General features: G+C 45.1%; 13 protein-coding genes. 4 read left to right on the top strand and 9 right to left on the bottom strand.

Translation table 11 applies throughout. The features are described from left to right. Position 1: 1 nt before the first annotated feature. Both L1D31_RS05305 and L1D31_RS05300 read right to left on the bottom strand, forming a co-directional pair. Entirely contained in the window at positions 2-1,693 is a 1,692-nt protein-coding gene (locus tag L1D31_RS05305) for a methyl-accepting chemotaxis protein (protein ID WP_239836012.1), read from the bottom strand. Between the two features lie 619 nt (positions 1,694-2,312). Beyond that, positions 2,313-3,248 (bottom strand): EamA family transporter, encoded by a 936-nt coding sequence (locus L1D31_RS05300; RefSeq protein WP_239836011.1) that lies wholly within the window; start codon positions 3,246-3,248, stop codon positions 2,313-2,315. Positions 3,249-3,363: 115 nt separating this feature from the next. Between L1D31_RS05300 and L1D31_RS05295 the strand changes: the two genes are divergently transcribed. Continuing rightward, the gene (locus L1D31_RS05295) at positions 3,364-3,849 is read left to right on the top strand and encodes an Lrp/AsnC family transcriptional regulator (protein ID WP_038159838.1); all 486 of its coding nucleotides are present in this window, start codon (positions 3,364-3,366) and stop codon (positions 3,847-3,849) included. 56 nt (positions 3,850-3,905) lie between these two features. Here L1D31_RS05295 and L1D31_RS05290 read toward each other — a convergent pair whose 3' ends face one another. Then, complete coding sequence (locus tag L1D31_RS05290) at positions 3,906-4,805, bottom strand: EamA family transporter (protein ID WP_239836010.1); 900 nt, start codon at positions 4,803-4,805, stop codon at positions 3,906-3,908. Between the two features lie 101 nt (positions 4,806-4,906). Here L1D31_RS05290 and L1D31_RS05285 point away from each other — a divergent pair, with 101 nt between their 5' ends. Continuing rightward, positions 4,907-6,292 (top strand): PLP-dependent aminotransferase family protein, encoded by a 1,386-nt coding sequence (locus L1D31_RS05285; RefSeq protein ID WP_239836389.1) that lies wholly within the window; start codon positions 4,907-4,909, stop codon positions 6,290-6,292. A gap of 42 nt (positions 6,293-6,334) precedes the next feature. On the opposite strand, the gene L1D31_RS05280 is transcribed toward L1D31_RS05285, so the two are convergent. Beyond that, positions 6,335-7,510: a PLP-dependent aminotransferase family protein gene (locus tag L1D31_RS05280; RefSeq protein ID WP_239836009.1), complete on the bottom strand. Its 1,176-nt coding sequence runs from the start codon at positions 7,508-7,510 to the stop codon at positions 6,335-6,337. Between the two features lie 127 nt (positions 7,511-7,637). Between L1D31_RS05280 and L1D31_RS05275 the strand changes: the two genes are divergently transcribed. Then, the gene (locus L1D31_RS05275; protein ID WP_239836008.1) at positions 7,638-8,507 is read left to right on the top strand and encodes a GyrI-like domain-containing protein; all 870 of its coding nucleotides are present in this window, start codon (positions 7,638-7,640) and stop codon (positions 8,505-8,507) included. A gap of 200 nt (positions 8,508-8,707) precedes the next feature. Here L1D31_RS05275 and queF read toward each other — a convergent pair whose 3' ends face one another. Genes queF through L1D31_RS05260 form a run of 3 tightly spaced genes read right to left on the bottom strand, consistent with a single transcriptional unit; the run spans position 8,708 to position 10,983 of the window. Beyond that, positions 8,708-9,526 carry an NADPH-dependent 7-cyano-7-deazaguanine reductase QueF gene (queF, locus tag L1D31_RS05270; protein WP_239836007.1) on the bottom strand — a complete coding sequence of 273 codons (819 nt, stop codon included), beginning with the start codon at positions 9,524-9,526 and terminating at the stop codon, positions 8,708-8,710. Further along, positions 9,513-10,394 (bottom strand): queuosine precursor transporter, encoded by an 882-nt coding sequence (locus tag L1D31_RS05265; RefSeq protein WP_006961413.1) that lies wholly within the window; start codon positions 10,392-10,394, stop codon positions 9,513-9,515. The genes queF and L1D31_RS05265 overlap by 14 nt, the downstream gene beginning before the upstream one ends. Beyond that, entirely contained in the window at positions 10,387-10,983 is a 597-nt protein-coding gene (locus L1D31_RS05260) for a helix-turn-helix domain-containing protein (protein WP_038159868.1), read from the bottom strand. The genes L1D31_RS05265 and L1D31_RS05260 overlap by 8 nt, the downstream gene beginning before the upstream one ends. Positions 10,984-11,126: 143 nt before the next feature. Here L1D31_RS05260 and L1D31_RS05255 point away from each other — a divergent pair, with 143 nt between their 5' ends. Further along, positions 11,127-11,300, top strand: a complete 174-nt coding sequence (locus L1D31_RS05255; RefSeq protein WP_006961415.1) for a hypothetical protein — start codon at positions 11,127-11,129, stop codon at positions 11,298-11,300. A 139-nt stretch (positions 11,301-11,439) separates the two neighbouring features. Here the strand turns inward: L1D31_RS05255 and pulA are convergent, their stop codons facing one another. Beyond that, positions 11,440-17,484, bottom strand: coding sequence for a pullulanase-type alpha-1,6-glucosidase (pulA, locus tag L1D31_RS05250; protein ID WP_239836006.1), 6,045 nt, complete (start codon positions 17,482-17,484; stop codon positions 11,440-11,442). Between the two features lie 412 nt (positions 17,485-17,896). Further along, entirely contained in the window at positions 17,897-18,376 is a 480-nt protein-coding gene (locus L1D31_RS05245) for a MarR family transcriptional regulator (RefSeq protein ID WP_239836005.1), read from the bottom strand. Positions 18,377-18,406 lie beyond the last annotated feature (30 nt).

Below are 18,406 nucleotides of genomic sequence, written 5' to 3'. Positions count from 1 at the left end.
CCTAAACTTTAAACTTGCTGAGATTAGAGTGTAAGTCATTGACATGTTTGGCGATTGCTTCATTTGCCATGGCTGTACTCTTCGTTTCTTCCGCGGTTTCTTCTGCAAGAGTTTTAATGCTGGTCAAGTTATTATCCAAATCTTGAGTAACCGTTGATTGCTCCTCAGCCGCAGCAGCAATTTGTAAGTTAAGCCCTGCGATCTGATTGACTGATTCTGCAGCAATTGAAAAAGTATTGGCAGATTCTGAACTCTTCTCTAAACAAAGTTTTGCGGTATCTGTCCCCTTTTTCATACTCGAAACAGCATTTCTTGCTTCAGACTGCAACGTATCGACTAGCTGCTGAATATCCACCGTTGCTTCTTGAGTGCGCTGAGCAAGTGAGCGAACCTCGTCCGCAACCACCGCAAAGCCACGCCCTGTTTCACCTGCGCGAGCCGCTTCGATGGCAGCATTCAAAGCAAGCAAGTTAGTTTGTTCAGCGATACCTTGAATAGATTCCAGTACTTGCCCGATATTGTTGGTCTCGGAAACAAGGTTTTCAATCACACCAGATGATGTGGTGACCTCATTTGCCAGCTCTTGGATAACCTCCTGAGTTGCTAGCGCTTCTTTCTGACCATCCATGACGCGTTTTCGAACTTCATCAGTCACCGAAGACGCGTTGGCCGTACTGTTCGCCACTTCCTGTGTCGTCGCGTTCATTTGGTTAATCGCTGTCGCCACCTGCTCGATATCGCAACGCTGCTTTTCAACGTTTTGCAACGTACGCTGCATAGCGGTAACGGCAACTTGTGAAGATCCACCAAGCTCTCGCGCCTGTCCATTGATTTGCGAAATTGTTCCTATCAACACACCTAAAAAATGATTGAACGCATTCGCTACTGTTCCGGTTTCATCTCGAGAAGAATCGTCGAGTCGAATAGTCAAATCGCCATCGCCTTCAGCAACCTGCTTTAATCTATCAATTAAATTTAAGATTGGCGTACGAATAGCACGTGTGACCAAGAAAGGCATAAGAACACCTAAAACTATCGACACTGAAGCAATGATCGTCATCCACTTGATCGCATACTTCTCATCCTCTTCAGCTTGCAGTGCACTGGCGAGAGTAAAGTTTTGCACCTCATCGAGAATCGAAATCAACGATTTATCAATTTCATCTTCATGTGCTTCCACTTTCTTAGAGAACTCAAGCATCTCTTCGATTTGACCATTGCTGCCGTAGTCCATTGTTTTGTCAATTTCACCAACAAGCGTGCTGTAAGACTTCTCGACAACTTTCAGCTTGCCAAGAAGCTTCTCGAATTTTTCTTGCGCCTCAACTGAGTGCAACAGTGGTATGGATTTCTCGATGAACTCTTCAACTTCATAGAGTTCTTTTTCGGTTTTGACCGTCAGGTCATGAACCTTTTTCTTGGCTTCTTCGAATACGCTCATCTGGGCCATTCCTTGCTCAACGCGGATCGCTTTAATGAGTGCTCTTTCGAACAGAATCGCTTGTTCCAACTGATGCTCTGTCACCACCGTCAACATTTTAGTTAACGGGATATCTTCTTCAGCGATATCAACCAGCTCGTTACCAATCTTGTTCATTTGATAAAGGGCAAAACAGCCCATAATCATCATGGCAAGCAATTGGGAAAACCCAAGTAAATACACCTTTTGGGCAATGGTTAATTTAGATAGCATACCTATCCCCTCAATCCTTTCTAACGAAACACTTTAATTCACATCACTGACTTCCGCGTTGTAACAAGCGAATGTATGTCGTGAGAGCTAATATGGCGAATGTTGGGTTGGCAGGTGTTTATAGCTCGCGAGAATGATGATCTATTATCTACATTGCCCTATATGCTTTGACAGAGTCCGTTCTAATTGCTTTTGCTTAAGCCGTTGAATCGTTCCACTGACAGGCACAAATTCCAACATTTCCACTTATGGTTCCTAACTCTCTTACTTAAAAAACCATACTGTTTTTTTAATCACTTGGCTCTGAAGCCATCTTGCTCTTTTGCTAGCGCATAGAGGGCTCAAAATTGGCTGCTGAGCACATTCTCTATGCAATAACCCTGTCAAACACTTTCTTGAACATGGCTCTGATAGCTGATATGCAACAGGGTTTAACAGAATGTTTACAAATTATGTGCCAGAGACAAAATCGTACTTTAATGATCGATTTGAGAGAAAAGCGGGTAATAAAAGCCATTAAATCAAAAAACAAAACGCATATTGCAACCACATTGCAATATGCAATTGCAATGTGGTTAAAGCAACCAATAACCACACAAATTAAATGGAAAAGAGTTACTTAGGTTTTTTGCTGACTTTTTACGGTTGGCATCAATGCTCCAATCCGCCAGTCAAATTTTACGGCACATACAGCCAACAATATCCCAATGACTCCCAAACCTTGCGATAGATTCACCACATTACCAAAGGCAAAGTAATCCACCACTAAAGCGGTCACGGGGTACACGAAAGATAAAATGGCGATGAGATGAGTGGTGAGTTTTTGAAAGCCATCATACATAATGACGTACATAAATCCGGTATTTACCAAACCAAGTGTGAGTAACGCTCCCCACTGAACTGGAACCTTCGGCAGCGCCGACCAATCCACCATAGGTAACAGTAAGACAACACCCACACTGACCTGAACAAGTGCAATCACGCTTGGCGATACTTGGCTGACTTCTTTGGTCAATAATGTCGTCACTGTGTACAACAGTGCAGCGCCCAGCGCCAATAACAGCCCAAACAATATTTGCTGGCTGCCAACATCTTCACCTTGCAGCAAAATACTTAGCTGCGTTAGATCCAGATCAGTCACTAACACCAACCCAATCACTGCTACTGATAGCCACACAATGAGGTTCATTGATGGCAATTGCCTTGCCATCAATGAACCAGCAACAACTAACATAATTGGTTGCATGTGGTAAGCAATCGTCGCAATAGAGAAAGGGATATAATCAAAAGAGGCAAAGAGCAAAACCCAGTTACCTACCAAAGTAATACCACCCGCCAGAATCAACCCAAGTACTTTTCTATTCAGGCCTGCAGTAAACGAACCATACTGCCATTTAACGTAACCAACCAGAAACAGGCCTGCGATCAAACAACGGAAAAATACGACATTCCAAAACGACTGACCTGACTCAATAACAAACAATCCTATGGTTCCCGATAACACCATAGCGGTAATCATTTTGATGGTGCCTGCTTCTGTATCATTCCTATACATAATTCATCCCCCTTGAATCTACTAAGTAATACACATAGATTAAGAAGTAATCCCCCACACAGGCATAGCGAAATGAAGCTCATTTTTCAGTGAGACTTAAAAAAGGAAGACAAATATGCGTAAGAACCTTAAAAACGAAGATTGGACGCTGGACGCCATCGATAGCCAACTACTCGACTTACTTAACGATAACGCGCGAATGCCAGTCGCAGAGCTAGCCCGAGAAGTGAAAATGTCGTCTCCGAGCGTTAACGAACGACTCAAGCGTATGGAAGAGTTCGGCGTTATTTCAGGATATCGGGTTCAACTCGCACCAGAAAATTTAGGATTCCCACTTGAAGCCATCGTACGTATGCGTCAACTACCAGGAAAGATAAAACAGCTGGAAGCCATGATCATCGAAACGCCAGAGTTTATTGAGTGCGACAAAGTCACTGGTGAAGATTGTTTTTATGCTCGGATGCGATTCGGTACTATGGAGCAATTGGATGAAATCCTGGACAAAGTATCCTCACTGGCTGAAACCAATACCTCCATTGTGAAATCAACGCCCGTCAAACGACGTAACGTTCCTTACCAATATTCTCGCTCACAAAAATAATGGGCGAGCAAATTTCTGCTCACCCATCTTAATCTTCGCTCAATGAATAAATCCATTCATCGACTTTGACCTGCTAACTTAGCGCTTGCCGCTCCGTGTTTTTCCGTGGCAGGTTTTACAATCAAACCGATGCCTATCAGAAATAACGCACTCGCGATGACTTGAGGCACAGAGAGCACTTCGTCATACATGAAATAGCCACTAACTAAAGCGAATACTGGAACAAGCAAAGTCAAAGGTGCTGCGGTGCTTAACGGGTACTTAATCAGTGTTCGATTCCAGACCCAGTAACCAAACAAGGTGGTTGGGTAAGCCTGAAAAACCACTGCAATTGTCGTGTTCATATCCCAGTTTTCATAAGCTTGCCAAAGGATTTGTTCACCGTGCAATGCAGTCGCGAACAGCACTAGCGGTACAGGGGCAAACAACATTCCCCATACATTAAATGCAAAAGCCTGTTTGGTTTTGGAAGCTTTAACGATGACTCCCATTAAGGTCCAACTGATTGCCCCAATCATAATCAGCATAAGGCCTGAAGCAGTAATATTACCGTTGGTCGCAGACACCAGCACCAATAGCGCGACCATAGCAAGCAAAGCCCCCATCAATTTTCGAGGTGACGACTTTTCTTTAAAGACAAAAAGCCCGACCGCCATGCCGATCAATACGTTGCTCGACAGCAAAACCGAAGACATTCCGGAAGACAAACCCGCAGTAATCGACCAAGACGCCATGCCCCAGATCCCGACGCCAAACACTAACCCATAACTGACCAGATAACGCCAAGCCACGTTTGGTCTGGCGATGAAAAAGATCGCCGGGATCACCGCAAGCGCGAAACGGGCAGCTGTCGCAATCAATGGGTGAACATTGGTAATCCCCATTTTGATCATTGAGAAGTTGAATCCCCAAATAGCCATGACGAATATCGCAAGTATTAGGTCGTTTTTCTTCATTGTTATCCCTCCATTCATTCTGTGAATATGAGTATCGCTTGCGAGCAAAAAGGGATACAGATACAATTTTTCAAATAAAAACCAGTACAGTTGTTATGATGATGAGCATTTATAAGCAGTTAGCCAATCAATTCATTGAAGATATTCAACACGCTAAGCTGTGTGAAGGGGACAAAATGCCCTCTTTACGACAACTCTCACAGCAGCACTCTGTCAGTATGTCGACCGCCGTTAGTTGCTATCAAGAGCTGGAATCACAAGGCTGGATCCAGTCCCGCCCTCAAGCGGGTTACTTCGTCGCACCTAGCCAGCACTCCCACCAGACACCTGAACTCACGCAGTTTGTCAGCACAATTTCAACAGTCCGCCACTTTAATTCCGTACATTCAGCACTGCGTGGCCCATTAGGTGTTTCCAGTACCGCTAATGATGAACAAGCCGTAACAGAGCTCGAACGCAGTTTTCGCCGAGCCTTGCGTCGAATGGGCGACCGACTCAACCACTATCCTGATGTTCAGGGAGAGCCTCTGCTGCGTCAGGCATTATCGACTCACTTTTCTAAAGTCGGCGTGCACTTTTCTGCCAGTGATATTGTCGTCACGGCTGGTTGTATGTCAGCGATAAAAGCGGCAATAGAGTCCTGTACCGAGCAAGGTGATGCCATCGCGATCAGCTCACCCTGCTTTAACGGCATCATCGAATTACTTGGCCAAATGTCGCGAAAAATCGTCGAAATTCCTTCTTTAGACGACGGAATAGACTTAGAGCAATTAGAAGGGCACTTTAGGCAAGGGACTGTTAAAGCAGGGATTTTCTGTACTTCTCATATGAACCCTCAAGGGATCAGTATGTCAGCCCAGCAAAAGCAAACACTGGCTCTGCTAGCGAATCAGTACCAAGTTCCCGTGATTGAAGACGACGTTTACCTTGAGCTCTCCTACTCAAGCCATACTCCTCTGCCAGCCAAATACTACGACCAAAATGGCTATATTCTCTGGTGTGGATCTGTTTCCAAAAGCCTCTCGCCCAGCTACCGGCTAGGTTGGTGCTTACCCGGACGCTATATGTCCATTTATCAAGGCAGGTCTGGCGCCAGTAGCTATGGTATCTCGACACCAATTCAGCTTGCTGTCGCTGACTTTATTGACTCCGGCCAGTACGCTAAGCAACTCAGACGCAGAAAGCAAAAGCTACTTTCGCTAAGAAAAGACTATCTGGATTACCTGATCACTCAATTACCTAATCACATAAAGATCAGCAACCCACAAGGCGGTATGGTACTTTGGATCCAAGCTCCAGGTTTGGACTGTAAACAGTTACAGAGTGAAATCGAAACTCAGCTAATTGATATTCGCCTTGGGCATCTCTTTACCACTCTCGATCTCTACTCTGACTGTGTCAGAATCAATATGGGTTACCCACTTGAAGGGCGTACCAAACAGGATTTAGACACACTTATTAGTCTTTTGATTGAACTCTCAGGGTGAAGTGACGTTTAAGGCATGCTTAGAACGCCACATCTTTACTCGTTATGCGTTTTCCAATTCAGGCTCGCTGATGGACGCTTTCAATCCTTTTGCAAGACGCTCTACTGCTACCGTTAGCTCCTCTGGCGAAGCATTAGTGTAGTTCAGTCTTAATGCAGGCTTGGCTTCATCTGCATTTGGATAGAACACCGGGCTTGGCACAACCGCAACGCCATTCCCTAGTAACGCTTTTGCCAGTGCAAATGTATCGCAGGATGGCAGCGTCACCCATATGAACATGCCACCTTCAACAGGCTTCACTTCGCAGCCAACTGGCAGCTGTTTTTGCAGCTCAGCAAATAGCTTCTCATAGCGGGATTGGTACAGTTCTCTAACCGTACCAATGTGCTGTTCAAAGCCTTGGTGTTTCAGTAGACCTAGCAGTAGCGCTTGCATAGGGACACTTGAGTGTAAGTCAGCACCTTGCTTGATCTTGATGAGTGGCTCAAGATATTCACTCTTACCACTTACGACACCAACTCGCAGACCCGGAGACGCGATCTTTGAGAAAGAGCGCAGCACAATAGAGTGTTGTGGACAGAAATCAGAGACCAATGGAATCGCTTGACCTGAGAATCTAAGTTCACGGTACGGTGCATCTTCAATCAGCACAACATTGTATTGCTCACACAATGCACCAACCTTCTGACGAGTTTCTAAGGTCCAGCAAACACCAGTTGGGTTATGGAAATCTGGTACAGCGTAGAACATCTTAGGTGACTGTTCAGCGAAGCTCTTCTCAAGTGCATGTAAATCAGGACCCGCTTCCGTCTGAGGTACGGTGACAATATCCGCCTGAACCAAACCAAACACCTGCATCGCACCAAGGTAGCTAGGTGCTTCCATGACCACTTTGTCACCTGGGTTTACATAAGCACGGGCGATCAGGTCTAGCCCTTGCTGCGATCCTGTACACGCCATTACTGAGTGCGTCTCTGGCAACTCAAAATACTCTGTCAGGAACTCTAGAAGTGGTGCGTAACCTGCGGTTGCTCCGTACTGGAAAACTTCTGGCATTGATGAAAGGCTTTCTAGTGTCGGCTTCATTAGTTCAATTGGAAATGTACTTTCATCTGGTAAGCCACCCGCAAGCGAGATGACATTTTTATCCGATGCGGCAGCGAGAATTTCACGAATATAAGACGACGAGATTTGTTGCAGGGAGCGAGCGATTTCCATAACAGTTCCTGAGTGTAATTTTAGAATTTTTATCGTCGAAAAGACGTTAATGAAGTGTATAACCCATTGATGAAAATAGGATGTCCGTTTATGCTGTTAAACATGTCCATTTATGCTATTTTTCTTTATGAGCCGACAACATATATTCCGAATCAATGACGTGCTTTATCACATTCATAAAGACATCAGTAAATCCTTACCAGCCAAGGAATTAGCGGACATCGCAGCGTATTCTGAGCAACACTTTCACCGCGTTTTTAAGCAGGTTGTCGGAGAATCCATCCATCAGTATATTCGCCGAACACGAATGGAGTACGCCGCAAATCAACTAATGTTTGACCCACATTCCTCAGTATTGGACATCGCCAACAAGTGTGGCTTTAACTCTGTTTCTTCGTTCAGCCGCGCATTTAAATCCACTTTCAGTGTCTCACCAGGAGAATGGCGAAAGCACGAGCAACAAAACATCGATAAGCCCTATCTCAAAGATCCTGAAATCGCCGCTGGCTATCATCGCGTCGCAAAGAAAACTCTTCCCCAGCCCAAAATCAGTGAAACCTCCGATCGCCTCGCTGCCTATGTTCGCCATGTAGGCTACAGCCGAACCGTAAAAAATGCTTGGCGAGTCTTAAATGCGTGGGCAAGCAGCGAGGGGCGTGACACATCACATCAATACGGTTTGCATCATTCAAACCCAGCGTTGGTTGAACTGGATAACTGTCGCTACGTAGCGTGTATCGAGATAGACAAACCAATCAAGGTTCGAGGTGTGGTTAATCAGTTAGTGATACCAGGTGGATTACATGCCGTGTTTCGTCTCACTGGAGTGTATGGAGAGTTGCTTCCTCAAATCAGTAAGGTTCATGAACAGTGGCTGCCTGACTCCGGCTTCAAGCTAGGTTCAACACCTGCCTATGTCCATTATCACAGAAACCATTTTCTGCATGAGGATGAGCAATTTGAACTGGATTTCTATCTTCCCATTAGCTTTTATTAACCTCCCTCAATATGGCGTTACACATTGATGATGAGGAGAGTAGCCAACGCATAGAGATAGTATTAAGGCAGATGTAGTAACATACACCTGCCTTAATTAAAGCAACGAGTCCAGATCGAGTTAGTTTTATCGACCTTTAAGAGAAACGTTTCGACAGACTCAAAATCGATACGGACTCATTTTAAAACTAACTAGGTTATTTACTGTCTCGGGTTTCTTCCCGAACAAATTTCACTTTCAAAGTCGCTACGATAAGGGTTGATATCAAGACCGCCTCGTCGCGTATATCTCGCAAAAACTGTCAGCTTTTCAGGGGCACAGCATCGTTTGATATCAGAATAGATGCGCTCGACGCATTGCTCGTGAAACTCATTGTGTTCACGAAATGAGATTAGATATTTCAGAAGGCTCTCATGATTGATTTTAGCTCCCGTATAACGGATGTATACGCTTCCCCAATCAGGCTGATTAGTCACTAAACAGTTCGATTTCAAAAGGTGAGAACATAAAGATTCAGAGACATACTCATCCACTGTGCTTCCGCATAGCGCATCCGCATCATACTCAAACGAGTCCACAGTAATATCCAAACCATCAATGCAATCAAATTGCTTATTTATTGAGGTTTGTTGCGGTTCATCTACATCCATAAATGACACCGTCACTTTAGCACCAGCAGCATTAGTTAAGTCGGACTGCATTTTTTCAATAACAATATCTTTCGACTCAAAACGTGTTTGATTGAAGCTATTTAAATACAATTTGAATGACTTCGATTCAATCAAATTGTTGGACGTATGAGGAATAATAAACTCCGCGATTGCAACGATCGGCTTACCTTTATTGTTCAACCATGACACTTCAAAAGCCGTCCATAAGTCATACCCAGCATGAGTAGCGACCTTAAGGTCTTTAATCTCATCTCTGCCTTTTTGTCTTGGGATAGGATCGAGTAACTCAGGTTGATACTGAGAGATATACTCGCTTTTTTTACCTAGGTTCTTATCATAGGTTGTCATTATTATTTAATTCCTTGACGTTGATTAAGCGGGAAAACAATTTCCTTGCGAAATAAATGGGCGCGACACTGAACAGTGCATATAAGATCTTAATAGTAACCTGGCTGAGAAACATAACGAAAAGTACGTCATTTGGTAGTACATTAAAAAATGCAATACTAATAAATAGTGCGCTATCCACTACAGATGCGATACTGGTACTTGCTATGACTCGAATGGCAAGCCATCGAGATTGTGTGGCGATCTTTATTTTGTTCAGGACGTAAGCATTGATGTTCTCAGAAATAAAGTAAGAACTTAAAGAAGCTAAGAACACTGAGGTCATGCTTGTGACAAGCGAAGTATACTGTTCATCCATCGCTTGCCATGGGCCTATGCTAGGAATAGTGGTGGATAAATAGAGAAGAACGAGTATCCCGGCATTGACAACTGTCGATTGTATGATGGCTTTTCTGGCGAGCTTTAAACCAAAGTATTCGTTTAATATATCAACAAATATAAATGAAATAGGGTAAAGAAATATTGCGGCAGGTACAATTAAGCCTGTGTTGAATATTTCTACAGGTTTAATTCCGGTAATGTTTGACAATGTAAAAAGAGAACACAGGCAAAGTACGAGAAAAGAGTAACTCATCCAATAACTTTCATGTCTGTCCTCTAGCTCGTATGCTCCTTCAAAGCTCGATTTTGAATAAACTTTCTTACATACTTCAACTAATTCATTTCGATTTAGATCATCAGCAACTTCACTGGAAATAAGATCTTTAGCGGGCATATTCACGACCTTTCCAGTTCCCCGTATCATCACGCTAGCCATCATTTCAGGGGCACCATTAAAGCCAATCAATTTATATTTTTTATTAAACACAAAAACGTTCCTCGAGTATTACTCCAAAAAGAAAATCGCCTTCTAAAAGAGAAGTGTTAGGGGGAAGAGAATGCAATGCACCACCGCGAACAATGAGCTTACTCAGCTCTTTTTCATTGTGATTCGAGCGATCAATAATCAGTAGATTGCCCTTGGTAAAATAATTAGACAAAACCTGACCCACTCGAATCGCTACGATGTTACTCCCTTCAGAAAAGTGGTAGGTCAGGGGATAATCAGTAACCAGGTCGCCGATGTAATATTCACTTTTCTGGACGAACTCCATTTCACTCAGAATCGGAACAGCAATTGGGTTCTTGTTTCCGCATACCGACACGACAGGTGTTTCAGATAGAAGATCTTCTAGGGATTCATTTTGAATGATATGACAGGTTGTTCCAAAGAAGTTAGCAATGCGTTCAACCGTCGAGGTCTGTACTCTTTCAACCTTGCCATCAAGTATTTTATAGATAGTTGAACGCGTAACACCAGTTTTGCGACTTAATGACGCCTTGGTTTCTTTACTCTTATTTAGGCCAAACTGTATGTTGTCTCTGAGTATGTCCAGTTGCTCACTGTTGTTCTTCATTTATGTGCCTTTTGGTCATAAAGCGAGGCCCGACCTCTCCCAAAAAACAAATGATATCAGTATCATATTAAAAAACAATTAAATATACACACACACGCATAATGTGTACACTAAAGTGTATCTTTTACTGTTGGTAAATAATCATGAATACAGAAGACCTAGAGTCTCGCCTTCAAGAGATAACCTACTGGTGCCGGTTGATTCACGCAGAGCCCGAGAAAAAAGAGGCGATAAGCTACCTCTATGTTCACACACAGCTACTACTGGACGAACTTCAGAATAAGAAACCTACCAACCAAGTGATTCACCAGAAATAAAACGTTGGACTTGGTCATGCCCAAAAGGCTCAACCATTAAATGTTTATCAACAGCTGCATTGATAATTGGACTCTAAAACAAAAGGCTCTCCACATAGGAGAGCCTTTTTCGTTTCAGTCGACTTCTTATGACAAATGATTATTTGATTAAAAGAAGTCGCCCTGTCAGAGCTGGAACAGAAACCGCACCGGATGTTGCCTGAACATTAATCAGCTCACCACTCATCAAGTCTTCAAATTCGTCTGTCGATTTGACTCTTGTTAAATCGACATTGAGTGTTTGTTCCGATGTTGATGTGTTCAGCACATAGATGATCTGCTCATCACCATTCACTTTCAGGTCAGCATACAGGTTGTCATCCAACCATAAGTTGCGTCGTTCACCCGTATAAAGCGCCGGATGTTCACTACGAACCTGCATAATTTGAGTCAGATAGTTTTTCACATCTTGTTGCTCAGCAGTCAGTGTCACCCCAGTCACGCCTTGAACTTTCGCGCTTGAGCGAGCGACATGATCATCACACAGCCCCTGAGAAGCACAATCTGATGTGACCTTGTCCGAGAAGTTAGCGACTTCGTCACCAATCTCTTCACCGTAGTAAAGTGTGATTGGTCCAGAGTAAGCCGCTAGAAAGCTAAACGCGGCTTTGTGTCGCTTGACTGCTTCACCAAGATTGCCACGCTGAATCAGGTCACCGAAGCGCACCAAGTCATGGTTACCAAGCATTAAGTTTGGCATCGCATGGTAAGGCGATTTGGCGCGGCTGTTCCACTCTGCATCCAAAACACGGGCATTGTTGCTCGCCCCTGATTCTTCAACCGCCAGAGCTTGAACTAAGCCGTAACGTAACGGGAAGTTGAACGCCGACGAAAGGCCCGGTTGTGAGTCACTGCCATAGGTTGTTGCCGTAATCTCATCTGCACCTTTCCAGACTTCACCGACCATGTAGCCCAGTGTTCCCCATTGCTTACCAGCATTCTTATTGTCCAGTGAGGCTTGCTCTACTGCAGCTCGAATGTTGCGCCATGCCTCAAGTGGAAGCTGATAAGATTGGTCGAGACGCCAGCCGTCAATACCAAACTCTTTCACCCAATAAGTTGCCACCTCTGTGAAGAAGGCTTCACTCGCTGCATCTGGGTAATTCACATACATGCCCGGGTAACCCTCTTCCCCTCTCAGGCTTGGTAGCTTACCCGTTGGGGAAGGTTTCACACCAGTAAGGTTAGTATGACCGAACACCCCATCTAAAAGCACGTATAGACCTTTAGCGTGAGCAGCATCAACCAGTTCTTTCAGCTTCTCATTCGTGCCAAATTTAGGATCGACATTGAAGTAGTCACAAGCAAAATAGCCTGTGGCGTCAAGGCGATCATCACCAGCCTGGCCCGCACAAGAATCAAACACAGGTGTTAACCACAACGCATTCACGTTTAAGCTTGCAATGTAATCAAGACTGTCAATGACACCCTGAAGGTCTCCATTGTGGTGCGAATTGCCGTAGCCCACACCATAGTTATGGTCTGGGTCTCCATCGACAAATGACTCCACCATCACCTGATAGATCCTCAGATCACAAGCTTTGCTGTCATCCTGATAGCAGGCATAGTCAAGATTTGTATCTACGACAGATACTACCAACGCGGATTGGTCTGAAGCGTCTAACGTAAATTTGTACACGCCTTGCTCGGTCACTGTCACCTTGATATTGCCATTACCTGCATCCTCAAGTGTTACGGAACCGTTGCCAGTTGAGAAGCCACCAAAACCAAGATTGATCGTACTCCAGTCAGAAGAAGCCAGTTTGAACTCATACTCTCCCGGAGTGAGGTAGCCTTCAAAGGCGTACACACCGTCACCCTGATAGGCCATTTCATCACTGGTACTCCAGCCATTCATTGAGCCACGAACGTATACTTTTGTAGAACCGTAAGGCGCAACATCAACTGGCTTACTATCAATATTCAGCCCTTCTCCTTGCGCACCATTTTGTGTCTGGACAAAGACAGCCGCAGTTAATGGTGGAATAGTGAAAGCGCCGTCTTCAAACTTCGCCTGCTTAACGACTGAATCAGACGAGGCTTTCAACACAGGATGCAACTCAAAGCTTTGTGCTCCAGCAATCTGAATGGTTTGTGCTGAAGTATTGGCATTAATCACAACAACAATTGAGTCGAAGTTGCTATCAAGGTCTGCGCCTACACTCACCCCATCATTCACCGACATCACAATCATGCCCAGTAATGTCGACGGCCCAGTATTATGGAAACGTACACGCTTCAAGACTTGCTCTTCACTCACTAAACGAAGCAATGGCGTGCCGGAACGAATCTTCAGCAGTTCCTTGAAGACCTTGTCTGTCCAAGCAATATGCTCCGGAGTTGCCACGGTATTCGGGTTGCTAATGATTGATTGGATAGCACTCCAGTTAGCCTGATCTTTGTCAGCACGTGGCAGACCAATGTTCCAGTTATTCGTCTGCTTGCTGAAATCGACTTTGTTGTACCAATCACCACTGTCGTAGCTATCGCGCTCCATGGATTTAGAGCGCAGTAATTCAGACCCCATGTGCAAGAATGGTACACCTTGTCCGAGCATTACAGTTGATAGACCTACGATCTGCATCCGTGCACGGTCTGCTGGCGTAGCGCTGGCATCGGCTTTGTACTGGTTGAAATCCCACAACGTTTGGTTGTCATGCTTTGAAACGTAGTTAATGGATTCCTGAGGATCGAGCGTATAAGCCGCACCTTGCCCTCCGTACTGGAAGTCACGACCGTACACAGTGGCACCGCTATACGTTTCTAACGGGTAGTTTTGCAGATTACCTGTCATACCGTAACGGATAAGATCCATCTTCGATTTCAGATCATCATTGAATCGGCTACCCGCATTAGCAAAACCCGGATTTTCAAGCAAGGCATCACCACTATCGAATGGACCACCACCGCGTACACCATCACGTAGACGATCGTTGTAAGTCCCTATGCCTGTACCCGCCATCGGCCATTGGGTTGCGTTTTCACCACGTTGACCATCAGCAACTTCTCCAAAGTTCCAACCTTCGCCATAGAACCAAGTATCTTCATCTACTAACTTGGTTTTCTCATACACGTGCAGCATGCTCGACTTCATCAGGTGTCCCATCAAATCGAAGCGGAAGCCATCGATCTTATAGTCCTGAGCCCACATCACTACACTGTCTGCCACCAGTTTCTCGAACATGCGGTTCTCAGACGCAGTGTTATCACAACAGGTTGAGTTCTCGACAGCACCCGTGATCGGATTCAGGCGATGGTAGTAACCTGGCACCGCTTTATCGAGCACAGATTTATCATACAAGCCTGACGAATAGGTGTGGTTGTAGACAACATCCTGTACCACTCTGAAGCCCATATCGTGAAGCTTCTGCACCATCTGACGATACTCACGAATACGCGAAATGCCATCTGTTGCAACAGCATAGCTGCCTTCTGGTGCGTTGTAGTGGAATGGGTCATAACCCCAGTTGAATCCATCCAGTGGACGAACATCTGCGAGCAATGCCTGTGCTTCGCCGCTGTTAGGGTCCGTTTGTTCTAGCAAAGACAGAATGGTTGCACCGCGTGAAGTACCATCGCTACACAGCTTGGCATCAGGATTAATACCGCAAAGTTTTTCTACGGTATCGGTCAGGTTCACCGTCTTCGCTGGATCTTCAGGGATGGAAGCCAAATCGTAAGTCGGTAGAAGATGGATCGTTGTCAGGCCCGCTTCTTTTAACGATTTCAACTGCTTAACACTGTCACGCTCATCTTCTAAGAAGGCCAGATACTTACCGTTGTTCGCTTTCGTACCCTGTGTGTCGCTGACACTAAAGTCACGTACATGGAGCTCGTAGATGATATGATCTTCCGGATTTTCCAGCTCTGGAATCGATTGACTGTCCCAACCTGCCGGCTTGGTTTCATCATCAGTGAGATCAACCAGTTGAGAGTACAGACTGGACGTGCTCAGAGAGAGAGAATAAGGGTCAGTGGTCATCATCCACTCAACGTGGTCGGTTTTCGGATGGTAAGCCTTCACACGGTAACGATAGAACACATTCTTCAGTGAAGCATCGCCTTGGTAACGCCAGATGCCAGTTGCTGAGTCGAGAGTCAAACTGAATGGCGACTGGGTAATTAGCGCTTTATCCTGATCGTACAAATACAGTTCAACATCTTGAGCTGTTGGCGCCCAAAGTGCAAAGTTCGCACTATCGCCTTCCATCCAGCTACCCAGTTTTGCTTCATCCGCATCATTTGGTCCTGCGGTGTAAAGCGTGTCGACAACGCCCGGAATCTGGACACGAGTTGCGACCAGCGGCTTACCTTCATCATCAAGTGCCACTGCAATTAGCTGTGTTTTCAACAGCGCTTTAGCCGTTTCAGAATCGACATCCAGATAGAATCCGACACGATCTTTCAGATGGGGGAAGTCAGGGTTATCAATGTTGCCAGCAAATGAAATGTCATATTTGATAAACTGTTCTGGCTGGTTGATATCACCATTACCCGCAGCACGACTCCAGATTTGATAACTGGCTGCTTCACTATGATCAAACCAAGCAATGGAATTAACATCGAGCCAGTGAGCCGCTGCACCATCAAGTTTCACCACAATTTGCTCATCTGGTGAGTATTTAACGACTGAGCTACCGTGTGTCGTATAAAGTGTATTACCTTTAGCAAACTCAGCCTTCAGATCATCACCGCCCAGCGCTTTTTCGTCACCTTTGTGCACGATGAAATTCATACATGCACCGTGATCGGATTTCAGCGGTACAACATACTTAGCACCATATTGCGGGTCAATTTCTCCCCAAGTGTATGGGTTGCCCCAATCTACGCCGTTTAAGACGTCAGGCGACACTGCGTCACAAGATGCGTTATTCCACAGATGAAGCCCCCAGTCCGCGTAATTACCGTCATCTCGTTTGTAGTAAATGACCGATTCAGAATAAACAGGCGCAGGCTCGGATGAACTGTTATCTGGGCTGGTTGGGTTTGGATCGATGCTGTCTGGAATCCCATCTCCATCATCGTCGCTAGAGGCAAAGTCTCCTAGCCCATCGCCATTGGTGTCTTTACTTTCAAATCGATCTTCCGGGAACGCGTCCACGCCATTATCAGCACCATCACCGTCGATATCACTGTCTTCGCTGTCAGTAATGCCATCACCATCACGATCGGCAGGTTGACTGGATGCTGAGTAAGGGTCGGTTCCTAAACGAGTTTCTTCTTCATTACTCCAACCGTCACCGTCGATATCCGAATCATGCGCATCTGGAATTTTGTCGCCATCAAGATCGGCGGGGAAGCTCGCCGATGAGTAAGGGTCGCTAGCGAGTTCTAACTCGACAACATCGCTGAAACCATCATTATCATCGTCGGTATCCACATGATCGCCAATTCCGTCATTATCAGCATCGGCCGACTCTTTAATATCGGTTGGGAACAGATCAATCGCATCGGCTACGCCGTCACCATCGCTATCTTGCGCGATAACCGGCACACCTTGCTCATCCAGCATTAACGTCTTGTTAAGCAGTTCATTACGGCCACGTTTAAGCTCTTTTCCTAATGCTTTACTGCCCAGCTCCAACGTATCCGCCAGCGCTTCCATATCCTGCTCTTCAATGGTTTCAGGCAGTAATTGCGTTAACGCCTTCGCGCTTCTTGCGACGACCACCTCTTGCTGATCAACATAATCGCTTTCAACGTCAAGATGTGGCTGTTTGAGTTGTCGACGCAGTTTGCGCAGTGCTTTACGCTCGCTGACACCTTGCTGCATTTGCGCAGCAATGTAAGTCGAGAATGGCGTCACCAGAGAGTAATGACTCGGTGCCATCAAAGTATAGTCTCTTGTCACAGTGACACCCGGAATATCAGCGTCAATCGATACGCCTCGTTGGGTTTTAGCGACAAGATAAACCTCTTCATCTTCGATGTTCAGACCTTCAAGATCAATGGCAGCATATCCGTCTTTATCAGTGACGGCTGACGGCTCATAACGGTCTTGTCGACCATTTCCGTTGACGTCCAGCCAGACAGATGCCTTTTCGATGTAGCCATCCATCACGTTGACTTCTAGCGGGTCATTACAACCTGCCAAAAGCCCAAGTGATGCCATAGCTAGGCTCAGTTTTGTTAGCTTGATGTTCATTTTTATATCCATTTATATTCACGTTCCACGAGCGATAAACTTTTCTGTTTGGTTAAATCACTTCAAGCTAACGTTATATTTTTAAAATAGTTAATTTCCTCATCCTATAAAACTGATTGGGTAGGCGTAGAAGAAGGGGAGGAGAAAATAATTTAGAATCGGGCTCACAGTTACAGCCGATAAAAAGATCGAAAAATTACTGAGAATAAGTGCAATCAGTGAGAAATCTGACACTTTGTAGTGACGGTATCAACGGTAACTGTAGGATTACAACAAGCCGATTCAATGTTGAGAAATAGGATCTTTCACACAAACTCCACCCTGCTCAACAAGAATAAGTCGAGTTTATGTGACCATAGCTCACGAGTAACAAAGTGACTCCCTTACGAGCCGCTCTCATTTGATGTGATGTTTATTGATTGGCGAGTAAGATTTTTCGCAACATACTGGCGAGCTGCTCTTTTTCTTGTTCATCAAACATGTTCAACATTCCGTTCATATTTGATAAGTGCGACGCCAAGGCATCATCGACTAATTGAGCACCCTGCTCGGTAAGCGCTACTTTACAACTGCGTCTGTCATCGCCGCTTGCTAATCGCTCAACCAAGCCTCGTTGGACCAACTTTTCAATCCGAGTACTCATCGCTCCTGATGAGACCATCAAGGTTTTGTACATTTCTGTTGGTGTCAGTGGTTGCTGATTTCTCATCAATGTCGCAAGAATATCAAACTCCAGCATACTTAATTGGTGGTTTTTAAACACCTGTTCCAACCGGTTATGCCACAGTCCGTGAACACGCATTAAGCGCCCAACAATCCCCATGTCAGAACAATCCAATTCAGGTTTAACATCACTCCACTGACTCAATATACGATCAACAGGATCTTGCATTTTTTACCTCTCCAATTTTATCTTTTCAAA

The sequence above is a fragment of the Vibrio sp. Isolate23 genome, from assembly GCF_022398095.1.
In the GTDB taxonomy this organism is placed as follows: Bacteria; Pseudomonadota; Gammaproteobacteria; order Enterobacterales; family Vibrionaceae; genus Vibrio; species Vibrio coralliilyticus_A.
Note: the sequence above shows the minus strand (reverse complement) of the source record. Positions and strands in the feature narration are given on the sequence as shown.